Raw genomic sequence first — 24,618 nt, 5'->3', positions numbered from 1 at the left:
AAAATATTTAATTTGGCTGAAAAGCACATCAAATTCAGGAAGCGTAACCCTAAAAACCATCGTTCATTTTTAACTATCTTTGGCCTTTATGAAGATAGTTTCGCGCATCAAACTTCCCATTGAAACCGAAATGGAGCTTTTCGAAAAAAAGTTCTCCGCCTCTATGTCTTCCAAAGTTTCCCTCTTAAATCGAATCACACATTACGTAGTAAACCGAAAGGGAAAACAAATGCGACCGATGTTCGTGTTCCTCATTGCAAAAATGACTGGCAACGGCCAAGTGAACGAACGCACTTATCGCGGCGCATCGGTAATTGAACTTATACACACAGCAACTTTAGTGCATGACGATGTGGTGGACGACAGCGATCGCCGCCGCGGTTTTTTCTCAATAAATGCACTTTGGAAAAACAAAATCGCCGTACTCGTGGGCGATTATCTGCTTTCAAAAGGATTATTGCTTTCCATTGATAACGATGATTTCGATTTGCTGAAAATAATTTCCGTAGCCGTTCGCGAAATGAGCGAGGGTGAATTGCTTCAAATTGAAAAAGCCCGAAGACTCGATATAACTGAAGAAATCTACTTCGAAATAATCCGTCAAAAAACCGCAACCTTAATCGCAGCTTGTTGCGCAATGGGCGCACGATCTGTGATGGCGCCAGATGAAGAGGTTGAAAAAATGCGAAAATTCGGGGAGCTTATTGGCACCGCGTTTCAAATTAAAGATGACCTTTTTGATTATGGCAACGAACACATCGGCAAGCCAACCGGCATAGATATTAAAGAGCAAAAAATGACGCTACCTTTAATATTCACCCTCAACAATTCCAATTCCGAAGAAAAAAAGTGGCTCATCAATTCCGTTAAGAACCATAATAAAAACAAACAGCGCGTGAAGGAGGTCATCACTTTAGTAAAAGAAACCGGTGGCCTTGATTATGCCGTAGCGAAAATGAAGGAATACCAACAGCAAGCCCTACAGCTTTTGGAAACTTATCCCGAATCTGTCTATAAAGAATCCTTGGTTTTGATGGTGAATTACGTGATTGATAGAAAAAAGTAGCAGTAAACAGATTCACTTTTCAGTTGAAATTTCGCCGAAATGAACTAGCTGTTTCTGTATTGCGTTTTTATGAGAGCAGCGGTTTGAGGCTTTTAGAAAATGTTTTTGGTTCAATAAAGTAACCCCTTCCCAAGAAATCAAATCGCAATACGGCCACCGTTCCTCGCAAATTATGTTTTCCATCCACTACCATAGCCCAAACTTTATAGAAATACCTATTTTTACACTTGAAAAAATCCAACAATTCAACAATTCAACAATCTAAAAATCCAAAAACCTGATCTCAAAAACCACCATAGACAATGTTTTGGAAACCGCCCGAGTAGAGGAGGTTATCGGCGATTTTGTACACCTTAAAAAATCCGGCAGCAACTTCAAAGGCTTAAGTCCTTTTACAGATGAGCGCTCCCCCAGTTTTATGGTAAGCCCGGTAAAGCAAATTTGGAAAGATTTCAGTAGCGGAAAGGGCGGGAACGTGGTTGCTTTTTTAATGGAGCACGAACATTTCACCTACCCCGAAGCCATAAAATATTTGGCAAAGAAATACGGAATTGAAGTAGAAGAAACCCAGCAAACTCCCGAGGACAAAGAGCAAGCAAACGAACGCGAAAGTCTATATCTGGTTAGCGAATTTGCGAAAGATTATTTTCATAACACACTTTTAAAAACAGATGAAGGCAAGGCCATCGGCTTTTCCTATTTTAAGGAACGCGGTTTTACAGAGGAAAGCATAAAAAAATTCGAGCTCGGCTATTCACCGGATGCTTGGGACGCCTTCACAAGTCACGCAATAAAAAAAGGCTACAAACTTGAATTTCTTGAAAAAACTGGTCTGTCTATTGTCAAGGAAGAAAAACAATTCGACCGCTTTAAAGGCAGGGTAATGTTCCCCATCTTAAGTATGAGCGGTCGAACGCTTGGTTTTGGAGGACGTATTTTGACTTCCGATAAAAAAGCTGCGAAATATTTAAATTCCCCCGAAAGCGACATTTACCATAAAAGTAAAGTGCTCTACGGAATTTTTCACGCCAAGCAGAGCATCGCGAAAGAAGACAATTGCTATTTGGTGGAAGGCTATACAGATGTAATCCAGTTTCACCAAACGGGCATCCACAATGTAGTTTCCTCTTCGGGAACGGCTTTAACTCCCGAGCAAATTAGGCTTATAAATAGGCTCACCAAAAACATTACCGTCCTTTTTGATGGTGATGCTGCTGGGCTTCGCGCATCCCTTCGCGGTATAGATTTAATTTTGGAACAGGGCATGAACGTGAAAATCTGCACCTTTCCACCAGGCGAGGACCCGGACAGTTTTGCACGCAAAAATTCTTTGGAAGAGCTCACGCTTTTTTTGGAGGAAAACTCAAAGGATTTCATCACTTTCAAAGCTTCTTTGCTTGCCGATGAAGCAAAAAACGATCCCATAAAAAAGGCCGAAACCATACACGATATGGTAAACAGCATCGCAAAAATTCCCGACGTTATCAAACGCGAAGTGTATATTAAGGAATGCTCGCGAATTATGGATATTTCGGAACAAGTGCTTTTCAACACCCTTGCACAGATTTTTCAAAAGGAAAAAAAGGATTCGGCAAAAAGAAATGAAATTCCACAGCAATCTTTTGAGGTAATTTCTTCAGAGAAAAAAATTGAAAAGGTCGATGTGCAGTTTCAATTGGAACAAAAAATTATCGAGTTGCTGTTACTGTACGGAAATGTGGAAGAGGATTTTGAGGAGTTAATTCTGGAGGCCGATGAAAAGGGAGAAATTATATTAAAACCTGAAATTCATAAATCACGCGTTTTTGAAAAAATATATCTCGATCTACAGGAAGATGAAATTGAGTTTATGACTCGGGATTTCAAAGAATTATATGTTGAGGTCGTCAACCGGTTCAACCAAAATCCCGAAGCCAAATCAGAAACTTTTATAAATGAGCTTGACCCAGAAATGGCATCCACCGTAACACATATTTTGATGGAAGAAGAAAAATATTCCCTCAGTAACTGGGAGCGAAAGGAAATTTATGTGAAGGTAAAGGAGCAAACCATAGCCCAAATAGTTAGTGAGACTATCCTCAATTTACGTAGGCATTTGGTCTCTCAAAAAATAAACGAACTTTCCGAAGCAATAAAACACGAAGAAAACGCGGATAAAGAGTCCGGCCTACAGGAAATTGTGGATTACATAAGCTTAAAGAAAGTGCTCTCTAATAAATTGAACCGCGTGCTGTAAATTAATTAAACTGAAACATGCGAGCTTGGTTTATCAATTCTGCCAAACTCGTAACCTTCAATTTCTTAAGCAATCGTGTTTTATAAGTGCTAACTGTTTTTTCGTTTATCTCCAAAAGCGATGCGATATCCTTATTGCGCTTTCCGTTGCTTAATAAATTCAGCACCTCAATTTCTCGCGCGGAAAGTTTTTTATAGCGTCCCATAATTGAGTTGTCATTTATGGATTTGTTGTTGAATGCGGCCGTTAGTTCCTCATTTAAGAAAATACCACCAGCAGCAATAAGTTTAATGGCTTGAAGAAAAATGGATTCTGACGAAGTTTTTGGAATATACCCCGCGGCCCCAGATTTTATGGAACGTAGTGCATATATTTCTTCGGGATGGGAGGAAAAAATGGCAATACGAGTTCTCGGAAACTCTTCACGAATACTTCTTAAGGCATGAAATCCATTTATTTCGGGAATGTCAAGTTCCAAAATCAAAATGTCTGGTCTATCCTTTTCCAAACATTTTAGCAATTCTGATCCACGAGAGACTTTCCCCACTATGGAATATTCATTTGTGCTGTTCAACAAAACTTCTGCACCTTTTTTAGTTATTGGGTGATGATCGGCAATTACAACTTTTTTCATCTTGTGGGATTTATAGTTCAGTATTCGTAAAAAACTAGTATTTAAGTGCGTAATATTAATACTACATTTTGAATTTATAAAATCTTAAGACTAAGAATATTAAACCTTTCGTTTAATGGTTAAATTATTCGTTAAATTACAGATTTTTTCCACTCCGAAGGTATTTCGCATATAGGAATAGGAACCATTTTGTGTTGATTGGCTTTATGGAGCCGATTGTAAATATTAAAAACCACCTGTTTTCTTCCCGAAAAATCAGCATTGGTTTTGCCCGATTCGGTCATTTTCATGGCCCACTCCAGTTCATCGTAAGTGGCGCCCAGTTGGTCCTCATCGGTGCGATCATCCCCCCAAAGGCCATCAGTGGGAGCGGCGTTTATTATTTCATCATTAATTCCAAGATGTTTTGCGATTTCGTAAACTTCACTTTTCATCAAATCGGCTATAGGGCTTAAATCTACACCTCCATCACCATATTTAGTGTAAAACCCAACTCCAAAATCCTCCACCTTGTTGCCGGTTCCCGCAACTAAATATTTATGAAGCCCCGCAAAATAATAAAGAGTTGCCATTCGCAATCGCGCACGCGTGTTTGCAAGGGGCATAAATCTGGATTCCTCATTTTGCACCTTTGGCAACGCAGTTGTTAAAGAATCAAAAACCGGTGTAAGATTGACCTCAATTTTGTTTACACTGCTAAAGTTCTTTTTTAGCCATTCAATATGGCTATAGGCACGCCCAACTTGCGAGACTTCTTGATGAATGGGCATTTCAACACACAAAAGATCAAGTCCCGTTTTTGCACACAGCGCTGATGTTACTGCAGAATCAATTCCGCCGCTAATTCCAATTACGAAGCCATTCATTTTTGCCTTTTCCGCGTAGTTACTTAACCATTCAACTATAAATTTTATAACTTTTTCAGTCTGCATTTTCTGTGCTTTTAATTTTTTATAATAATACCTTTGCAACGCAAAAGATGTTAAAGATAAAATTAATAAAAAGGAATGGCGTTAACCAAACATAACATTTTTAACATGATTCTTCGTTTCGTCTTTGGGGCTGTGTTCATTTTCCTTTTAGGCTGTAATAATAAAAGCAAAGTTGAAACAGATATTGAAAGAATACCTATCAATGTTGAAATTTTACGTTTTGATAAAGCATTTGCAGCCACAAGCCCGGAAAATCTACAAAAATTAAAGGCTGAATTTCCAGCTTTTTTTCCCAAACAATATCATGACAGCATTTGGCTCGCAAAAATGGCCGATACCCTTCAAAATGAGTTGGAAAATGAGGTAATACAAACTTTTCCTCAGAATGATGCCTTAACGGACGTGCTCGTGCCACTGTTTCAGCACATAAAATATTATTTTCCACAATTCCAGACGCCCGTGGTTGTAACTACCACTTCGGACGTTGATTACCGGAACAAGGTAATTCCCACGGATAGTTTGTTGGTGATTGGATTGGACAACTATTTGGGAAGTGATCACCATTTTTACGAAGGCATTGAAAAGTATATTTCAAAGGAAATGAAGCCATCCCAAATTGGGCCCGATGTGGCAGAAGTTTATGCAACACAATATATACAGCCGCCTCGAAAGACCTCTTTCTTGCACCAAATTATTTATTTCGGAAAGCAACTTTATTTAATGGATTTATGGCTTCCGGATGTTTCTGACGCTGAAAAAATAGGTTATACTGAAGAGGAATTTCAATGGTCCGAAGAAAATGAGGAATATATGTGGCGTTATTTTATTGAGAAAGAATTGCTGTACAGTACAGATCCCAAACTGGGCGCTCGTTTCATAAATCCGGCACCGTTTTCAAAATTTTATCTTGAAATAGATAATGAATCACCCGGAATGCTGGGGCGGTATTTGGGCTGGAAAATTGTTCGGGCGTATATGGAAAATAACAGAACCACGGTTCAACAACTTATGGTTGCTGATGCGGATGAAATATTTAAAAATTCAAAATACAAACCTAAAAGATAATGGCAGTAAAACATACTTCTGAAATAAAATTAAAAGTCGGCTTGGACGAAAACAAGATTCCTGAACACATCACTTGGACTGCCCAAGATGGTGGCATAACCAACGAAGAGACCAAGGCAGTAATGCTATCGGTGTGGGACAGCAAGCGGAAGGAATCGCTTCGGATTGATTTGTGGACGAAAGAAATGCCTGTTGATGAAATGAAAATCTTTTTCCACCAAACCTTAACCGCAATGGCTGATACCTTTCAGCGTGCTACCAATGATGATAAAATGAGTGATACGATGCGCGACTTCTGTGATTATTTCGCAGAAAAGTTAGAGCTTAAACGAGGGAATTAAATTTAGAAATCGGAATTTTGGATTGTGGAATTCAGTTGGTCAATATATTGTAAAACTTCTTCCCTTCCTATGGAATTGCTCGCGGAGGTAACGAAAAATGCGGGCATTTCCTCCCAAGACTCGAGCATTTTTTCGGTATAGGTGGCGATGTTTCGTTCCAATGCTTTGGTTTTCAACTTATCAGCTTTTGTAAAGATTATGTTGAAAGGTATCCCACTTTCCCCCAACCATTGCATAAAATCGAGGTCTATTGGCTGCGGCTCATGACGGCAATCTACAAGAACGAAGGCGAGTACCATTTGTTCCCTTTTTTCAAAATAATTTGTAATGAATTTCTGAAAAGTCTTTTTGCTGCTCTTGGAAACTCGGGCGTATCCATAACCTGGCAAATCTACCAAATACCAATTTTTATTTACAAGAAAGTGATTTATTAACTGTGTTTTACCAGGTCTGCCAGAAGTTTTGGCAAGACTTTTTCGCTGCATCAGCATATTGATTAGCGATGATTTTCCCACATTGCTGCGACCAATAAATGCGTATTCCGGCAATCGATCCTTTGGGCATTTGGCAACCTCGCTATTGCTCATTAGAAATTCAGCCGATTTAATTTGCATTTTTTGGAAAATATTTAAAAATGAATGAGATTAACTTTGTTGGAATTTAATGTGATACCTCAACCCTTGCAGCTAAGAATTAAAATGAATCAATACCCGCGTTTCTGTAACCAGTTATAAAGCAGCTCGTTAAATTCTTGCGGATGCTCCATCATTGCGGCATGTCCGCATTTGTCAATCCAAAAAAGATCGGAATCCGGTAGAAGTTCGTGAAATTCAATAGCAACTTCCGGAGGCGTTACATTATCATTCTTTCCCCAGATGATGCAAGTTGGAGTGCGCATTTTGGGCAAATCCTTCGCCATATTGTGCCTAATTGCACTTTTGGCAATGGCAAGCGTACGTATCAGCTTGTTTCGATCGTTTACCGTTTGATAAACATCATCTACTATTTCTTTGGTGGCAATGGCCGGATCATAAAAAACATTTTCGGCTTTCTGTCTAATATAGTCATAATCGCCCCGCTTTGGATAACTTTCGCCCATTGCACTTTCATAAAGCCCAGAGCTTCCTGTTATTACCAACGCTTTTATTTTTTCCGGATACATTTTCGTGCAAAGCAAACCTATGTGTCCGCCCAATGAATTTCCTAGAAGAATAACTTCGTTATAACCTAAATGGTCAATAAACTGTCCAACGTATTTCGCGAAATTTTTAACGTTCGTGCGCAACAACGTCATTTTATAAATGGGAAGTTCGGGAATTAGAATTTTGTAGCCTTTTGTGGGAAAAAAATCTGCCACTCCGTCAAAATTACTCAACCCGCCCATAAGCCCGTGAAGGATGATTATCGGAGCGCCTTCACCTATTTCTAAATATGAAAATTTCCCTTCTTTCTTTAAGTTATCCGACATACTTGGTTGGTCCAATTTAGAAAGAACAAAAGTAAACAAAATATTTTCATATGATCTAACTATATGCAGGGTTTGTTAATGATGAAATGATTTTCCCGTTCTTCACAAGGTGGTAAAACTTATCAACAAAGTGGTAGAATGTGGTAAATTGTGGTAAAAGTTATTTATATTTGAAAATACAAATTGCATACAGGAAATTTTCACAATGCTCAATCTAATAGGCACATACGAATGTAAAGCAGACGTAAAGGGAAGGCTCATGGTGCCCGCCCCTTTAAAAAAGCAATTAGCTTCGGTTGCGCCAGAAGGCTTTGTAATTAAGCGAGCTGTTTTTCAGCCCTGCCTGGAAATTTACCCAATGAAAGAATGGGACAGCTTAATGGTGAAAATGGGGGAGCTAAACCGTTTCAACAGAAAAAACAACGATTTTATTAGAAGGTTTACTGCCGGAGTGAAGCACGTAGAACTAGATTCTACAGGTCGCTTGTTGATCCCAAAGGATTTACTTGCTTTTGCGGGCTTAAACAAGGAATTGGTGATTGCCACGGCAATCAACATTGTGGAAATTTGGGATAAGGATAAATATGAACAGGCCATAGACGATGCCGCTAGCGACTTTGCTGATTTGGCGGAAGAAGTAATGGGAAACAAAAGCAATGATGGTGATGGAATATCATAATCCGGTTTTGCTTCAAGAAACGGTTGAGGGTTTAAGCATAAAGCCCGATGGGGTTTATGTGGATGTAACTTTTGGCGGCGGCGGCCACTCCCGGGAAATTTTGAACCGTTTGGGTCCGACTGGCAAATTGATCGCTTTTGACCAAGATAAGGATGCCCTCCAAAATGCCCTTGATGATTCCCGATTTTTGTTGATAAATCAAAACTTTCGCTTTTTGAAGCAATTTTTAAGATTTAACGGCTTCAAAAAAGTGGATGGAATTCTCGGCGATTTCGGAGTTTCCTCCCATCAATTTGATGTGGCAGAGAGAGGTTTCTCAACTCGTTTTGAAGCGGATTTGGATATGCGAATGAACAGAGACAGCAATTTTTCGGCGTATACGGTGGTCAACAAATATGAAGAAGCCCAATTGCGGAGCGTTCTTTCAAATTATGGTGAATTGCGAAGCGCGGCCGGAATGGCAAGAGTAATTGTTGAGGCGCGGCAAGAGGAAAAAATAAAAACCAGCGAACAGCTTAAAAAAGTTTTGAGCAGGTTTTTGCCCCCGCACAAGGCGAACAAACTTTTGGCGCAAATCTATCAAGCCATTCGCATTGAAGTAAACCAGGAATTGGAGGCCCTAAAAGAATTTTTGCTTCAAACCAAAGAGGTTCTGGAGCCCGGGGGAAGAATTAGCCTAATTAGCTATCATTCTTTGGAAGATAGACTGGTGAAACGCTTTATCAGAAATGGGATGTTTGAGGGTGAGCCGGAAAAAGACGTTTTTGGAAGGGTAGAGGTTCCGTTTAAGCCAATCGGGAAATTCATAACTCCTTCCGATGAGGAAATTAAAGAAAACAATCGCGCCAGAAGCGCCAAACTTCGTATCGCCGAAAAAAATTAGGTCACGCATTTAGCACAGAGGAAAGAAAAAACATGGGATAATGAAAGAGGGTTTTTACAACATTATAAAAGGGAAATTTCTAGTAAGTGATGATGCGCTCAAAAATTGGCGGTTCATCATTTTCCTTTCCATTTTGGCCCTTGTAATGATTGGGAGTTCGCACAGCGCCGACAAAAAAGTGCACAAAATTTCTAAGCTAAATGCACAAGTTAAGGAGCTAAAAAGCGAATATGTTGATGTAAGAATGCTGTTGATGCAAGCCCGGATGGAGAGCAAAATAATTGCTGCAATGGAAAGTCGCGGGTTGCAGCCTTCATCCACACCGCCAAAGAGAATCAGAATTATACAGAGGAAAAAGTAAGCTAATAATAAAGAACAAAAGGCAAGGACAGAAATACACCGTCCGCCGACCACTGACCACTGAATATGGCATTTGAGGAAAAAAACATATTGAACCGTTTATACATCATCGCGGGATGTATGTTTGTTTTTGCATTGGCCATAAGCGTTAAATTGATGAATATTCAATTTGTTCATGGAGAGCAGTACAGAGAACTTGCCAAGGAAAGCACAACCAAAAATTTCGTTATTCCTGCTAACCGGGGCAATGTATATGCCGATGATGGGAGCTTATTGGCTACTTCAGTTCCAAAATATGATATACGTTTTGACGCTGTAACGGTTTCTTCCGAAGATTTTAATGAAAATTTAAAACCCCTTTCCGAAGGTTTAAGTAAGCTTTTCGGCAAGCCCGTATCGTATTATCAGGATATGTTTAGAAAGGCTCGCGCCGATAAAAACCGATATCAATTGGTAGTCAAAAATTTGGGTTATTCTAACTATATAAAGGTGAAAAACTTGCCGCTCTTCAGAAAAGGGCCATACAAGGGAGGCATTATAGTGGAGCAACGGACCGTTCGTGAACATCCTATTGGCCAAATCGCACAGCGGACAGTGGGCGATGAAGCATTCGATCGCCCAGGCTATTACGCCGTAGGTTTGGAGGGCGCTTTTAATGATCTTTTGACCGGAAAAGAAGGCCATCGCCTAAAACAAAAAATTGCCAAAGGCCAATGGAAGCCAATTTCCGATGACAATGAAATTGAGCCGCAAGATGGGTTTGATATTGTTTCAACTATAAATGTAAATATTCAAGATATTGCCCATCATGCGCTTTTAAAACAGCTAGAACATTATGAGGCTGAACACGGAAGCGTGATCGTGATGGAGGTGGCCACAGGCGAAATAAAGGCAGTTTCCAATTTGGGTCGAACCTCGCAAGGCACCTATTATGAAAAATTAAACTACGCCATCGGTGAGTCCCATGAACCGGGATCAACCTTTAAAGTAATGGCATTTATGGCGGCTTTGGAGGACAAGGTAATTGATACTAGCACTGTATTAGATACCGGAAATGGCAGAAAAATTTTCTACGGAAAACCTATAAATGATTCGCACCGGGGAGGCTTCGGAAAAATTTCTGCTGCCCGCGCGCTGGAGGTTTCTTCCAATATTGGCCTGGCAACTATTATTGACGATGGCTATTCCAAAACACCCAATAAATTTATCAATCGTTTAAAAAGCTGGCATTTAGATCAGAAAACAGGAGTCGCAATAAAAGGTGAGGGAATTCCTATGATTCCGCAGCCGGGCGATAAAAAATGGAGTAAAAATGCCTTGCCTTCAATGTCCTATGGATATGGATTGCGCTTAACGCCTTTGCAAACATTGACTTTTTACAACGCCATTGCAAACCATGGTGTAATGGTAAAACCTCGTTTTATCAAGGAGGTGAGGGCTTGGAATGAAAAGGTTACAACCTACGATACGAAAATTATAAACCCTAAAATTTGTTCCGATGAAACATTGAAGCAGGTGCGGGAAATTCTTAAAAATACAGTGAAACGCGGTACCGCAAAATCATTGTATTCCCCAGACTTCTCAATGGCCGGTAAAACTGGAACGGCACAAACGGAATATTGGATGCCGGATTGGAAGGGTAACCGCCGCTATATTTCCTCATTTGCAGGGTTTTTCCCTGCGGAAAATCCTAAATATTCCTGCATTGTGATCATTCACAAACCTAGTACGCGAAAGGGTTTTTACGGCGCTGATGTTTCGGGTCCGGTTTTTAAAAGAATTGCTCAAAAAATATTTACGGATTCTCCGAATATTGATTCGGTGGAAGAAGTAGAAAAATCTGATCCGGTTGTAAAAAAGGATTATGAAAGATATTATGCCAAATTACAACAAGCTCCCAAAATTGTGCCCAACGTAACAGGAATGGCTGGTATGGACGCAGTATCGCTGTTGGAAAATCTTGGCCTAAGAGTTCAGGTGGTGGGGAATGGGACCGTTTCCCACCAATCCATAAAATCCGGCGAAAACATCAAAAAAGGCCAATTGATAACCTTGAATTTATCGTGATATTACTTAAGGACATATTATATAAAGTTACCATTGAAAGTGTTGTGGGCAGCACTTCCGTGGCAATAAATAATCTTGAATTTGACTCCCGAAAAGTATCGCTAAATGATGTTTTTGTTGCAATAAAGGGAACCGTTTCCGATGGCCATCAATTTATAAAGAAAGCTGCGGATAACGGAGCATTGGCCATTATTTGCGAAATTTTGCCCAATACTATAGTAAACGGAATAACCTACGTGCAAGTTGCGGATTCACATGAGGCAATGGCAATTATGGCTGCCAATTATTACAACAATCCTTCCGAAGAATTAAAATTGGTTGGCATTACTGGCACCAACGGTAAAACCACTGTTTCCACCCTATTATACCAGCTTTTTAAGAAGGCGGGTATGGAGGCTGGGCTACTTTCCACCGTTAAAATAATGGTTGGCAATACGGAATATAAAGCTACGCACACTACACCGGATTCATTGACCATCAACAACTATTTACGTGAAATGGTCGACGCGGGGGTGGAGTTTTGTTTTATGGAGGTGAGCTCCCACGGAATACATCAAAAACGAACTGAAGGGCTAAACTTTTGCGGTGGCGTTTTCACCAACCTTTCCCACGATCATTTAGATTATCACAAGAATTTTGCTGAATACCGCGATGTGAAAAAATCCTTTTTCGATGAATTGTCTGGAAAGGCTTTCGCATTGGTAAATGTGGACGATAAAAATGGCGTGGTGATGCTCCAAAACACAAAGGCCAAAAAGCAAACATACGCCCTAAAAACTTATGCCGATTTCAAAGCCCAAATTTTAGAGAGCCAGTTTACCGGACAACTTTTAAAAATAAAAAATCAGGAACTATGGGTGAAATTGATTGGCGGCTTCAACGCTTACAATCTACTCGCAATTTTCGGTACTGCTAAGCTTTTGGGATTGAAGGAGCTTGAAATTCTTCAAATTATGAGCACTTTGGAAAGTGTTGACGGCCGATTTCAATATCTAATTTCTGAAAAGCAAATCACGGCAATTGTAGATTATGCGCATACGCCTGATGCCTTGAAAAATGTTTTGGAAACGATAAACGGCATTCGCACCGGCAATGAAGAAGTAATTACAGTTGTGGGTTGTGGCGGCGATCGCGATGCTCAAAAGCGGCCGGTTATGGGCAATATTGCGGCATTACTGAGCACAAAAGTTATTTTCACAAGTGATAATCCGCGTTCGGAGAATCCTGAGAAAATAATACAACAAATTGAGGCCGGCGTACCGCCGGAACATTATAAAAAAACCATTTCAATAACAAATAGAAAGGAAGCCATAAAGGCGGCATGCCAAATGGCCCAGGAAAACGACATCATTTTAATTGCCGGAAAGGGCCATGAAACTTATCAAGAAATAAACGGTGAACGCTTTGATTTTGATGATTTTAAAATAGCGAGCCAACTTTTAAAAATTCTAAACAAATAGCCTAATGCTCTACTATCTCTTTGAATATTTAGACAGAACATATGACGTACCGGGCACCGGGCTGTTCAATTTTATTACGTTTCGCGCTATTTTGGCCGTTATTCTTTCTTTGTTTATTGCCACTGTTTATGGGAAGAAAATAATAAAATTCCTTCAAAAGAAACAGGTGGGGGAATCCATCCGCGACCTTGGGTTGGAAGGCCAGAATGAAAAAGCTGGAACCCCGACTATGGGTGGTATAATCATCATTTTGGCCACGCTTATTCCCGTATTGCTCTTTGCCAAGCTAGAAAATATTTACGTAATCCTTCTAATCGTAACTACGCTGTGGATGGGAACCATTGGATTTATAGACGATTACATCAAAAAATTTAAAAACGATAAGCAAGGTTTGCCGGGGAAATTTAAAGTGATCGGTCAAATTGGGCTGGGACTTTTCGTGGGCGCCACAATGTATTTCCATCCGGCCATCATTGTGCAGCGAACTATAGAAAATCCGGGAACGGAAACCGAAATAATTGCCAAAGGCCCCACAAATGAATTTTATGTGAAGGACAAAGCGATGCTCACAACCATTCCCTTTGTAAAGGAAAATGAATTTAATTATTCAGAATTAATAAGTTGGGCGGGCGATAACTACAAAAGCTACGTCTGGCTCATTTTCATTCCAATCGTTATTTTTATTATTACTGCAGTCTCAAATGGCGCAAACCTAACAGATGGTATTGACGGACTTGCGGCGGGAACTTCAGCCATCATTGGCCTCACCCTCGCACTTTTCGCTTGGGTTTCGGGCAATGTCATTTTTTCTGATTACTTAAATATTATGTACATCCCAAATACGGGCGAAATGACCATTTTCATAACAGCTTTTGTGGGAGCGCTCATTGGTTTTTTGTGGTACAACACGTATCCCGCACAAGTATTTATGGGCGACACGGGCAGCTTGACTATCGGCGGAATCATTGCCGTGATCGCAATTGCAGTGCGAAAAGAATTGTTAATCCCCATCCTCTGCGGAATATTTTTGATGGAAAATCTCTCGGTGGTTTTGCAGGTAAGTTGGTTCAAATACACAAAGAAAAAATTTGGCGAGGGAAGACGGATTTTTAGAATGTCGCCATTGCATCACCATTATCAAATTAAAGGTTTTCACGAAAGTAAAATTGTAACACGGTTTTGGATTGTGGGGATTTTTTTAGCAGTAATTACGATTGTAACGCTGAAGATACGTTGAGGAAATCGGTGGGTCAATAAGTTTAAAAGTTTAGTGATGAGTTTAGAAGTTTATGCAGATATGAAAACACTTTGCGCCCTAGCGTCATCGGAAGAAGAAAATTATCTGTACGCATTATGAAGCAGAATATCGTAATTCTGGGAGGTGGTGAAAGCGGAGTGGGAACTGCCCTTTTGGGAACGAAAAAAGGTTTCGAAGTATTTGTTTCAGACTTCGGAAAAATAAAGGAGAAATACAAACAAGTTCTTATAAATAATGGGATTGAATGGGAAGATGAAGGCCATTCCGAAGAAAAAATCCTTGCTGCGGATTTGGTGATGAAAAGTCCGGGAATTCCTGATACGGCGCCGATCATTAAAAAATTGATTGAAAAAGGAGTGAAGATAATTTCTGAAATAGAATTCGCTTCAAAATTTACGAAAGCAACAACCGTGGGAATTACCGGCAGTAACGGAAAAACCACAACCGCAAGTTTGACATACGAATTATTGAAAAACGGCGGACTGAATGTGGCATTGGGCGGTAACATCGGGAAGAGTTTTGCGGAACAGGTTGCCGAGGAAAAGTATGAAAATTTTGTGCTTGAGCTCAGCAGTTTTCAGCTTGACGGAATTGAAACCTTTACGCCCCACATCGCGGTCTTGACCAATTTAAGTCCGGACCATTTGGATAGATATGATTATAAATATGAAAATTATATCGCTTCAAAATTCAGGATCGTAATGAACCAAACGTCGCAGGACTATTTCATTTATGACGCAGACGATGTGGAAATTATAAAATGGCTTTCGCAGAACCAAATAAAATCGCAGCCGCTGCCTTTTTCAGTTAAAAAAGAATTGAATCAAGGGGCATTTAAAAAAAACAACGAAATAATAATAAAAATAAATAACACAGAATTTACTATGCCAATCGCAACATTAGGAATACAGGGGGAACACAATGTTAAAAATGCTATGGCCGCATCAACCGTAGCCACATTATTGAGAATTAGAAAACAAACCATTCGTGAAAGTCTGGAAGGATTTCAAGGGGTTGAACACCGTCTTGAAAAAGTTTTGAAAATCAACAATGTGATGTATATAAACGACAGCAAGGCTACGAACGTAAATGCAACATTTTATGCATTGGATAGTATGGAAAACCCAACGGTTTGGATTGTGGGTGGCGTGGACAAAGGCAACGATTACAGTGAACTTTTGCCGCTGGTAAATGAAAAAGTGAAGGCAATTATATGCTTGGGCGTCGACAATCAAAAAATCATTAATGCCTTTGGAAATATTGTCGATACAATTTTTGAAACGGATTCCATGGCGCAAGCGGTGCAGATTGCCTACAAATTAGCTGAAAGAAATAATACCGTACTTCTTTCTCCGGCCTGCGCCAGCTTCGATTTGTTCGAAAATTACGAAGACCGAGGCCGACAGTTTAAGGAAGCGGTAAGGAACCTATAATTCTTGAAATTGAAGTAATAATCAATAAACAATAAATAAAAGTGCGAAACATTTTCCAATACTTACAGGGCGATAGGGCAATATGGGGAATAGCAGGCCTTTTGGCGCTTTTCTCCTTTTTGCCGGTTTACAGCGCCAGCAGTAATTTGGCCTATCTGTATGGCGATGGTAGCACGCTTCCATACCTGTTAAGGCATTTTGCACATTTGGTATTGGGAATCGCCATTTTGTATGGCGTACATAAAATTCCATATAATTATTTCCGAGGCCTTTCCATTATTGCCGTTCCCGTAATTATTCTACTATTAATAATCACAATGGCTGAAGGAACCACCATTGACGGGGCAAACGCAAGTAGGTGGATACGCGTTCCTTTTGTGGGCGTAACATTTCAGACGTCAACCTTGGCGGGCGTTGTTTTAATGACATATGTGGCCCGGTATCTTTCTCGCATAAAGGACAAAACCGTAACTTTTAAGGAAACCATCCTGCCCCTTTGGACCCCAGTTTTCATTGTTTTGGCATTAATTCTTCCCGCGAATTTTTCAACCACCGCAATCTTTTTCGTAATGATTGTTATCCTTGTTTTTATTGGCGGGTATCCGTTGCGTTACTTGGCTATCATACTTGGTGCGGGTTTAGTTTTTCTCACGTTTTTTGTGATTTCCGCAAAGGCATTTCCCGGGGTTTTCCCGAACCGTGTGGATACGTGGATAAGTCGGGTTGAAAATTTCAGCGATAATAAAGATACCGAAGCCGACTACCAAATTGAAAAGGCCAAAATAGCAATCGCCTCCGGTGGCATAACGGGGTTGGGCCCAGGCAAAAGCGTGCAGAAAAACTTTTTGCCACAGTCCTCTTCAGATTTTATTTATGCCATTATCGTTGAGGAATGGGGCCTTTTGGGCGGTATGTTTCTAATGGTATTATATCTGTTTTTGCTTTTCAGAATTGTTGTAGTTGCACATAAATCTACCTCAGTTTTCGGAAAACTGCTCGTCATTGGCGTGGGTTTGCCCATCGTTTTTAGAGCTATGATAAACATGGCGGTTGCGGTGGAATTGTTCCCAGTTACCGGGCAAAATTTACCATTAATAAGCAGTGGCGGAACCTCCATTTGGATGACGTGTTTGGCCTTGGGAATGATTTTAAGTGTAAGTGCAAAACGGGAAGTGGTCGCGAAGGAAGAAAAAGAAGAAAATCCCTTGGACATTTTAAGCGAAGCTATTTAAAAACAGGAAACAAGAATTTCAAAAATGAAACAATAATAATCTGTTGAAACCAAAAAAATTCATCATTAGCGGAGGAGGAACCGGCGGTCATATTTACCCGGCGGTTGCCATTGCGAACGAGTTAAAAGGTCGTTTCCCCGATGCTGAATTTTTGTTTGTGGGCGCAAAGGACAGAATGGAAATGGAAAAGGTGCCGCAGGCCGGATATAAAATTAAAGGATTGTGGATCTCCGGTTTTCAACGAAATCTTTCGTTACAAAACTTGGCATTTCCGCTGAAATTGATTTCAAGTTTGATAAAATCGGGCAAAATTCTGAAAAAATTTAAACCTGATGCAGCCATTGGAACTGGAGGTTATGCTAGCGCCCCGTTGCTGAAAATGGCTTCCATAAGAAAAATTCCCTGTTTGATTCAGGAACAAAACAGCCACGCCGGAATTACAAACAAATGGCTTAGCGGACAAGTTCAAAGAATTTGTGTGGCATATGAAGGAATGGAAAAGTTCTTTCCCCCACAAAAAATAAAACTAACTGGCAACCCAGTACGGCAGGATTTGCTGGACATTTCATCAAAAAGAGCTGAAGCAATCCAATTTTTTAAATTAGAAAATGACAAAAAAACGCTATTGGTTTTGGGCGGAAGTTTGGGCGCTAAAAGAATAAACCAATTGATTGAAAAATCATTACAATTTTTCGAGGCAAATAATTTGCAAGTGATTTGGCAGTGCGGGAAATATTACGAAGAAACCTATAAAAATTCCGGAAACCAAAGTGTGCAGGTGCACACATTTTTAAACCGAATGGATTTGGCATATGCCGCAGCCGATTTTATCATTTCACGCGCGGGTGCCCTTTCGGTTTCAGAGTTATGTTTGGTGGGAAAACCGGTAATTTTCATTCCATCACCAAATGTTGCGGAAGACCATCAAACTAAAAATGCAATGGCTATTTCTGATAAAAATGCAGCACTCTTAATTCGCGAAACGGAATTGGAAAGCAAGTTTGAAAAGGAATTTTTGGCACTAATTTCTTCCGAAGAAAAACAAAAAACCCTTTCGGAAAACATAAAAAAACTGGCAAAACCAAATGCCACGAAAGATATAGTTGAAGAAATAGAAAAATTACTCGAAATGAGTTGAAGAGTTTATGAGTTTAAAAGTTTTAGTGCTTTTTCAATCGCACCGACTTTTAACCATTTAAACTTCTAAATATTTAAACTTAAAATGATCGAACTCAAAAACATACAAACCTACTATTTCGTCGGCATCGGTGGCATCGGAATGAGTGCGCTCGCGCGGTATTTCAAGATGCAGGGGAAGGCTGTTTTTGGGTACGATAAAACGCCCACGGATTTGACCGATGATTTAATTTCCGAAGGAATTCCGGTAACATTTGTGGATGCAGTTTCTGAAATTCCGGAAGAAATTTTAGCAAAGGAAACTGTTTTGATCGTTTATACGCCAGCCATTCCGCAGGGCAACAAAATATTCAATTTCTTTATCTCTGAAAATTTTAAAATTTTGAAGCGCGCACAACTTTTGGGTGAAGTTTCAAAAAATACCCTTTGCCTTGCCGTTGCCGGAACACATGGAAAAACTACGACTTCCGCAATTTTAGGGCATTTGTTGGCAGAATGCAAGATGCCCGTTACTGCCTTTTTAGGTGGAATCGCAGAAAATTATAACTCAAATTTTATTTACAGAGGCAATAAAATAACCGTTGTTGAAGCAGATGAATTTGACCGCTCCTTCCTTCAGCTTCGTCCCGACATTTCCTGCATTACGTCGATGGATGCTGACCATCTGGATATTTACGGGGATGCTTCTGAAATTGAGGCCGCTTTCAGAACTTTCGCGCAATTGGTTGAAAAGGATGATCACATTCTTATAAAAAAGAATCTGCCTTTGGATGGAATGACCGTGGCCATTGATGAAACGGCGAATTATGAAGCGCAGCAAGTAAAAATTGAGGATGGTATATATTATTTCAACTTAAAAACGCCGAACGGAGTTTTGGAAAATTTCACCTTCAAACTTCCGGGACACCACAATCTTACGAATGCCATTATGGCTCTGGGCATGGCAATTCTAGCAGGCTCCCCAACCGATTGCCTGCCCAAAGCATTGGCTTCCTTTAAAGGTGTTAAAAGAAGGTTTTCATACAAAATTAAAACCGAGGAACTTGTTCTGATAGATGATTATGCGCACCATCCTACAGAACTTGACGCGCTGTTCCAGGCGGTGGATGAAATGTATCCGGAAGATCGTAAACAGATTGTTTTTCAACCCCATCTTTTTAGCAGAACGCGCGATTTTGCTGAAGGTTTTGCAAAAAGTCTTTCCCAATTTGACGAAGTGGTCCTGTTGGATATTTACCCGGCAAGGGAGGAGCCAATGGCTGGAATTACTTCCGAATGGCTTTTAAAACAGATAAACGTAGAACATAAAAGAGTGGTGTTTAAATCTGCCTTGCCAGAAATTTTATTACAATCCAAATGCAGGATAAAGTTGCTGGTTGGTGCTGGCGATATTGGGGCCGAAGTACAAAAATTAACCGAAAAGTTGAGACATGAGACGTAGTATTGACATAATGAAATTTATACTCCTTATCGGACTCTTGGCCTTTCTTTTCAGCTTTACCAAAAAACGAAATGATGCCAGAAAGATCACCAAACTAAACGTAGAGTTTTTAGATGAAAATAGCCCTTTTATCACCTATAATACAGTTAATAAATTGTTGATACAAAAACATGACGATGTTACGAGCATAGGTAAAGAAACTTTAGTTTTGAAGAAGATGGAGCAAAGATTGCTTGAAAATCCTATGGTTCGTGGCGCTCAGGTTTATGTATCGATAGATGGCGCACTTGGCGCTAAAATTGAACAAAGAAAACCAGTAGGTCGGGTCTCCGCAACACCGGATTATTATTTGGATGCGGATGGTAAAAAAATGCCACTTTCTGATGTATACTCCGCAAGGGTGCCAATAATTACAGGAGTTTCAAAAAATAATTTTAAGGAAGTAACCTCGCTGTTGCTCAAAATTGAAGAGGATGAATTTATGAAAAGCAGCGTGATTGGTTTGCACCGAAAAGCTGATGGCAACATAGCATTGGAACTACGCACGATGGATTTTCAAGTGCTTTTCGGGCAACCAGAAAACATCGATAAAAAGTTTCAAAACTTTAAAGCATTCTATAAAAAGACAAAACAGGATAGTACGTTGTACGCGTACAACAAGGTAAACCTGAAATTTGAAAATCAGGTAATTGCCACAAAAAAGTAAGACCATGGAAAAAGATAATATTGCCGTAGGATTGGATATTGGAACTACCAAAATAGTTGCAATGATTGGTAGGAAAAATGATTATGGCAAAATGGAAGTGTTGGGAATTGGGAAAGCGAAAAGCCTTGGCGTGCACCGAGGCGTTGTGAACAACATTACCCAAACCATTCAATCCATCCAACAAGCCGTGCAGGATGCCGAAACTTCATCCGGATTGAAAATAAAGGAAGTGGTTGTGGGCATTGCCGGGCAGCACATTAGAAGTCTTCAGCACAGTGATTATATAACCCGTCCCAACGGTGAGGATGTTATTGGCGAGGAAGATATTGACCGTCTGTGCAACCAGGTCCACAAATTGGTAATGCTACCCGGTGAAGAAATACTGCACGTGCTGCCTCAAGATTTTAAGGTAGATGGGCAGGCTGAAGTAAAGGAACCTATCGGGATGTACGGCGCCAGATTGGAAGCTAATTTCCACGTTGTGCTAGGGCAGGTTTCATCAATCAGAAACGTAGGTAGATGTATTAAAAGTGCGGGACTGGAACTTTCCGCCATAACGTTGGAACCATTGGCATCGGCGAAGGCGGTATTAAGCCAGGAAGAAAAGGAGGCAGGAGTTGCGTTGATTGACATTGGAGGCGGAACAACGGATTTGGCAATTTTTAAAGATGGAATTATTCGCCATACGGCCGTTATCCCATTTGGTGGCAACGTTATTACTGAAGACATAAAGGAAGGTTGTTCCATAATTGAAAAGCAGGCCGAACTGTTGAAAATAAAATTCGGTTCCGCTTGGCCAGGAGAAAACAAAGACAATGAGATTGTTTCCATCCCCGGTTTAAGAGGCAGGGAGCCAAAAGAAATCAGCTTAAAAAACCTCTCCAAAATAATCCACGCCCGCGTAATCGAAATTATTGAGCAGGCCTACATGGAAATAAAAAATTATGGACACGAGGACCAAAAAAAGAAACTTATTGCCGGGATTGTACTTACCGGAGGTGGTGCCCAACTGCAGCATATAAAGCAGTTGGTGGAATATATTACGGGAATGGATACGCGAATTGGTTATCCCAATGAGCATTTGGCCGGCGACAGCGATGCCGAAACAACCAGCCCCATGTATGCCACCGCCGTTGGATTGGTGTTGAACAGTCTGGAAAGCAAGGAAAAATCTTCATTGATGAAACGCTTTCCGCATGATACGGCAGTTTCCCAAGATGAAAAAGCGGACACAGCTGAAACCACTTCTGAAACAGAAATAGCAAAAAAGGAAAAAAAGAATCCCGAAAAGGAAACGAAGACCTCAAAACGGTTTTTTGACAAATGGGCCGAGAAATTCAAAGAATTTCTGGACAATGCGGAATAAGGAGTTTATGTCAAGGATTAAAAACTTTGAATTCGGAAAAAAAAAGAAAATAAAAAAATTGCAAAAAAAATAGAACTATGAGCAGCAAAACAGAATTCGACAACATTTCATTCGATCTGCCGAAGAACCAATCCAACGTGATTAAAGTGATTGGAGTAGGCGGCGGTGGAAGTAACGCCATTAACCATATGTTCAGCCAGGGCATAAAGGGAGTTGACTTTGTAATTTGTAATACAGATTCGCAAGCTTTGGAAAATAGCCCCGTACCCATAAAAATCCAATTGGGAGTTTCCCTTACGGAAGGGCTTGGCGCGGGCGCGAATCCAAAAGTAGGCGAACAGTCCGCGGTGGAAAGTATGGAAGAAATACGTAGTATGCTCACCTCCAGCACCAAAATGATTTTCATTACAGCAGGTATGGGCGGAGGAACCGGAACCGGTGCCGCGCCTATAATCGCGAAAATGGCAAAGGATATGGATATTCTTACCGTTGGGATTGTTACCATACCTTTTCAGTTTGAGGGAAAAACCAGAAACGACCAAGCTCAAATCGGGGTAGAAAAATTACGCCAAAATGTGGATTCCTTGGTGGTAATCAATAACAACAAACTGCGTGAAGTTTATGGAAATCTTGGTTTTAAAGCCGGATTTTCAAAAGCCGATGAAGTTTTGGCCACCGCTGCTCGTGGAATTGCCGAAGTTATCACGCACCACTACACCCAAAACATAGATCTTCGCGATGCTAAAACTGTTCTTGCCAATAGCGGAACGGCAATAATGGGAAGCGCCACCGCATCTGGTTCAAATCGGGCTAAGGAGGCCATAGGTAAGGCGCTGGATTCCCCGTTACTAAACGATAATAAAATAAAAGGCGCAAAAAACGTACTGTTGTTAATCGTTTCTGGATCCGATGAAATCACCATTGACGAAATTGGGGAAATCAGTGACCATATTCAAGATGAGGCAGGGCACAGTGCAAATATTATAATGGGTGTTGGCGAAGAGGAAAGTCTGGAAGGCTCCATTTCCATTACAGTAATTGCAACTGGTTTCAATGTTGAACAACAAAATGAAATTGTCAATACTGAAACAAAAAAGATAATCCACACTCTGGAAGACGAACAAAAGGCGGAACACGAGCTTAATCCAAAAGCAACAGCCACTTCAGTTAAATTACCTCCGCAGCTCATAGCGCCACAACAAAAAACAGAACCGACAGTTGTAAAGCATACCCTTTTTGACGACGCCGAAATTGAACAAAAACCGCCGTTCGAAGGTTACGTGAAAACTTCGGAATTACTGAAAAATATAAATGTTTCTTACGAGGAAGTTGTTGCCAAGGACATAGAAGAGTTCAATCAAGTGGCGGTGAACAATATGAATGTTAACCAATTCGTAATTCTTGAGGCACCGAAAAAAGACGAAACCGTAGTTCCGAAAAATAGTGTTGAAAATAATGAAGATCAAATTTTAATGTTTGACCTTCCTATTAATAATGCAAAAAAGAGTGTAGAGAAGGATAATACTGAAGATGCCGTTTTCATTAATTTGGATGAAATAGAAGTTCAGGATCATATTGAAATTATTCCAGTTACAGAGGTTTCTGGTGATGGTATAAAACGCTATAGTTTGGACGATTATCAAGAAGTGGAAAATCGGCTAAATAGTGCGAAACCCTCCAAAGCAGTTGCCGAAGAAGTGGACGAAGAGGAAATTGTTTTTGAAAAGAGGACCATTTCAGACCCAGAAACTAACGAAAAAGAGAGCCAGGAAGATGAAGACCCATTAAACTCCCCAATATCCAAAATATTGAGTGAACGCACGGAAGAGCGAAAAAGAAAGATGAAGGAGTTTAATTATAAATTTAAAAACAGTCCATCCCGCATTGATGAAATTGAAAAACAACCCGCATACAAACGTATGGGGATTGACCTAAACCAAACCAAAAGCGAGCCCAATATTTCCAGGACATCGGTAAACACTGACGAAGACGGAATTGAATTAAGAAGAAACAATTCATTTTTGCACGATAACGTGGACTAAGTGATATTTTTTTCACTTAAAGCTGGAGCCCGAATTTCAATATTGAGTTCGGGCTTTTTTATTGAACTAATTTTGGGCATAGAAATATAAGATTTCCTTTTTTGCATTTGCTGTTTATTAAGTATCTTCGCACTCTATAAAAATAAAAAATGAGTCTGCAGGATAAAGTAATGGAAGCAATGAAAACGGCAATGAAAGCTAAGGACACACAGTCCTTGGAAGCATTGAGGTCCATTAAATCTGCCCTGCTATTGGCTCAGACAGAAACAGGTTCTAGGGCAGAACTATCAGAAGAAGAAGAAGTTAAAATTCTTCAAAAACAAGTGAAGCAACGCAAGGATAGCGCTGCAATTTACAATCAACAAAATCGGCCAGATTTGGCTGAACCAGAGTTGGCCCAAGCGGCAATTATAGAGAAATTTTTGCCACAGCAACTCAGCCATGAGGAAGTTGCAAAAATTGTTGAACAAATTATCGCAGAAACTGGAGCCACATCAATGGCAGATATGGGTAAGGTTATGGGCTTGGCAAGTGCAAAATTGGCGGGAAAGAAAGATGGAAAAACTATTTCTACAGTAGTTAAGGCAAAACTTTCATAATTAAAATGGTTACCAGGTAAAAGATTTTTCTGAAAGAATGAATTTTGAACACTGAAACTGAACACTGAAATAAGGCCGCGTGGCGCAACTGAATAGCGCATCAGATTTCGGCTCTGAGGGTTGGGGGTTTGAATCCCTCCGCGGTCACGAATAAATGAAAGGGAGGAGAAAAATTTTGAGCTTGCTCAGAATTTTTTCTCCTCCTTTTTTTTG

At 40.2% G+C, this 24,618-nt stretch carries 22 protein-coding genes and 1 tRNA gene; 19 read left to right on the top strand and 4 right to left on the bottom strand.

Annotated features, from left to right (window positions below; genetic code table 11):
* Positions 1-88: 88 nt before the first annotated feature.
* Positions 89-1,066: a polyprenyl synthetase family protein gene (locus tag QRD02_RS08125; RefSeq protein WP_290254433.1), complete on the top strand. Its 978-nt coding sequence runs from the start codon at positions 89-91 to the stop codon at positions 1,064-1,066.
* A 277-nt stretch (positions 1,067-1,343) separates the two neighbouring features.
* Entirely contained in the window at positions 1,344-3,302 is a 1,959-nt protein-coding gene (gene dnaG, locus QRD02_RS08120; protein WP_290254567.1) for a DNA primase, read from the top strand.
* Position 3,303: 1 nt separating this feature from the next.
* On the opposite strand, the gene QRD02_RS08115 is transcribed toward dnaG, so the two are convergent.
* Together QRD02_RS08115 and nadE are read right to left on the bottom strand one after the other, a co-directional pair.
* The gene (locus QRD02_RS08115) at positions 3,304-3,936 is read right to left on the bottom strand and encodes a response regulator (protein WP_290254432.1); all 633 of its coding nucleotides are present in this window, start codon (positions 3,934-3,936) and stop codon (positions 3,304-3,306) included.
* A gap of 131 nt (positions 3,937-4,067) precedes the next feature.
* Complete coding sequence (nadE, locus tag QRD02_RS08110) at positions 4,068-4,868, bottom strand: NAD(+) synthase (RefSeq protein ID WP_290254431.1); 801 nt, start codon at positions 4,866-4,868, stop codon at positions 4,068-4,070.
* A 105-nt stretch (positions 4,869-4,973) separates the two neighbouring features.
* Between nadE and gldB the strand changes: the two genes are divergently transcribed.
* Together gldB and gldC are read left to right on the top strand one after the other, a co-directional pair.
* Positions 4,974-5,933, top strand: coding sequence for a gliding motility lipoprotein GldB (gene gldB, locus QRD02_RS08105; protein WP_494337474.1), 960 nt, complete (start codon positions 4,974-4,976; stop codon positions 5,931-5,933).
* Positions 5,933-6,274, top strand: coding sequence for a gliding motility protein GldC (gene gldC / locus QRD02_RS08100; RefSeq protein ID WP_290254429.1), 342 nt, complete (start codon positions 5,933-5,935; stop codon positions 6,272-6,274). The genes gldB and gldC overlap by 1 nt, the downstream gene beginning before the upstream one ends.
* Positions 6,275-6,276: 2 nt before the next feature.
* On the opposite strand, the gene yihA is transcribed toward gldC, so the two are convergent.
* Both yihA and QRD02_RS08090 read right to left on the bottom strand, forming a co-directional pair.
* Positions 6,277-6,888 carry a ribosome biogenesis GTP-binding protein YihA/YsxC gene (gene yihA, locus QRD02_RS08095; RefSeq protein WP_290254428.1) on the bottom strand — a complete coding sequence of 204 codons (612 nt, stop codon included), beginning with the start codon at positions 6,886-6,888 and terminating at the stop codon, positions 6,277-6,279.
* Between the two features lie 89 nt (positions 6,889-6,977).
* Positions 6,978-7,742: an alpha/beta fold hydrolase gene (locus QRD02_RS08090; RefSeq protein ID WP_290254427.1), complete on the bottom strand. Its 765-nt coding sequence runs from the start codon at positions 7,740-7,742 to the stop codon at positions 6,978-6,980.
* Between the two features lie 205 nt (positions 7,743-7,947).
* On the opposite strand from QRD02_RS08090, the gene mraZ reads away from it, so the two are divergent.
* The 15 genes from mraZ (at position 7,948) to QRD02_RS08015 (ending at position 24,552) form a co-directional block, all read left to right on the top strand.
* Positions 7,948-8,421, top strand: a complete 474-nt coding sequence (gene mraZ / locus QRD02_RS08085; protein ID WP_290254426.1) for a division/cell wall cluster transcriptional repressor MraZ — start codon at positions 7,948-7,950, stop codon at positions 8,419-8,421.
* Positions 8,408-9,304 (top strand): 16S rRNA (cytosine(1402)-N(4))-methyltransferase RsmH, encoded by an 897-nt coding sequence (gene rsmH / locus QRD02_RS08080; RefSeq protein ID WP_290254425.1) that lies wholly within the window; start codon positions 8,408-8,410, stop codon positions 9,302-9,304. Before mraZ ends, rsmH begins: the two co-directional genes overlap by 14 nt.
* Positions 9,305-9,344: 40 nt before the next feature.
* The gene (locus tag QRD02_RS08075; protein WP_290254424.1) at positions 9,345-9,665 is read left to right on the top strand and encodes an FtsL-like putative cell division protein; all 321 of its coding nucleotides are present in this window, start codon (positions 9,345-9,347) and stop codon (positions 9,663-9,665) included.
* 65 nt (positions 9,666-9,730) lie between these two features.
* Positions 9,731-11,731 carry a penicillin-binding protein gene (locus tag QRD02_RS08070; protein ID WP_290254423.1) on the top strand — a complete coding sequence of 667 codons (2,001 nt, stop codon included), beginning with the start codon at positions 9,731-9,733 and terminating at the stop codon, positions 11,729-11,731.
* Positions 11,728-13,191 carry a UDP-N-acetylmuramoyl-L-alanyl-D-glutamate--2,6-diaminopimelate ligase gene (locus QRD02_RS08065; protein WP_290254422.1) on the top strand — a complete coding sequence of 488 codons (1,464 nt, stop codon included), beginning with the start codon at positions 11,728-11,730 and terminating at the stop codon, positions 13,189-13,191. Before QRD02_RS08070 ends, QRD02_RS08065 begins: the two co-directional genes overlap by 4 nt.
* A 4-nt stretch (positions 13,192-13,195) precedes the next feature.
* Positions 13,196-14,428 (top strand): phospho-N-acetylmuramoyl-pentapeptide-transferase, encoded by a 1,233-nt coding sequence (mraY, locus tag QRD02_RS08060; protein WP_290254421.1) that lies wholly within the window; start codon positions 13,196-13,198, stop codon positions 14,426-14,428.
* Between the two features lie 116 nt (positions 14,429-14,544).
* Entirely contained in the window at positions 14,545-15,882 is a 1,338-nt protein-coding gene (gene murD, locus QRD02_RS08055) for a UDP-N-acetylmuramoyl-L-alanine--D-glutamate ligase (RefSeq protein WP_290254420.1), read from the top strand.
* Positions 15,883-15,923: 41 nt separating this feature from the next.
* Positions 15,924-17,114 (top strand): FtsW/RodA/SpoVE family cell cycle protein, encoded by a 1,191-nt coding sequence (locus QRD02_RS08050; protein ID WP_290254419.1) that lies wholly within the window; start codon positions 15,924-15,926, stop codon positions 17,112-17,114.
* A 43-nt stretch (positions 17,115-17,157) separates the two neighbouring features.
* Complete coding sequence (gene murG / locus QRD02_RS08045; protein WP_290254418.1) at positions 17,158-18,252, top strand: undecaprenyldiphospho-muramoylpentapeptide beta-N-acetylglucosaminyltransferase; 1,095 nt, start codon at positions 17,158-17,160, stop codon at positions 18,250-18,252.
* 84 nt (positions 18,253-18,336) lie between these two features.
* Positions 18,337-19,692, top strand: coding sequence for a UDP-N-acetylmuramate--L-alanine ligase (murC, locus tag QRD02_RS08040; RefSeq protein WP_290254417.1), 1,356 nt, complete (start codon positions 18,337-18,339; stop codon positions 19,690-19,692).
* A 10-nt stretch (positions 19,693-19,702) separates the two neighbouring features.
* Entirely contained in the window at positions 19,703-20,398 is a 696-nt protein-coding gene (locus QRD02_RS08035; protein WP_290254416.1) for a cell division protein FtsQ/DivIB, read from the top strand.
* 4 nt (positions 20,399-20,402) lie between these two features.
* Entirely contained in the window at positions 20,403-21,764 is a 1,362-nt protein-coding gene (gene ftsA, locus QRD02_RS08030; protein WP_290254415.1) for a cell division protein FtsA, read from the top strand.
* A gap of 77 nt (positions 21,765-21,841) precedes the next feature.
* Entirely contained in the window at positions 21,842-23,806 is a 1,965-nt protein-coding gene (gene ftsZ / locus QRD02_RS08025; protein ID WP_290254414.1) for a cell division protein FtsZ, read from the top strand.
* Positions 23,807-23,955: 149 nt separating this feature from the next.
* Complete coding sequence (locus tag QRD02_RS08020) at positions 23,956-24,405, top strand: GatB/YqeY domain-containing protein (RefSeq protein WP_290254413.1); 450 nt, start codon at positions 23,956-23,958, stop codon at positions 24,403-24,405.
* 73 nt (positions 24,406-24,478) lie between these two features.
* A tRNA-Arg gene (locus QRD02_RS08015) sits at positions 24,479-24,552 on the top strand.
* Positions 24,553-24,618: the final 66 nt, after the last annotated feature.

Source organism: Aequorivita aurantiaca (assembly GCF_030410135.1).
GTDB lineage: Bacteria > Bacteroidota > Bacteroidia > Flavobacteriales > Flavobacteriaceae > Aequorivita > Aequorivita aurantiaca.
The sequence above is the reverse complement of the archived record's forward strand: the minus strand, read 5'-3'. Positions and strand labels throughout refer to the sequence as shown.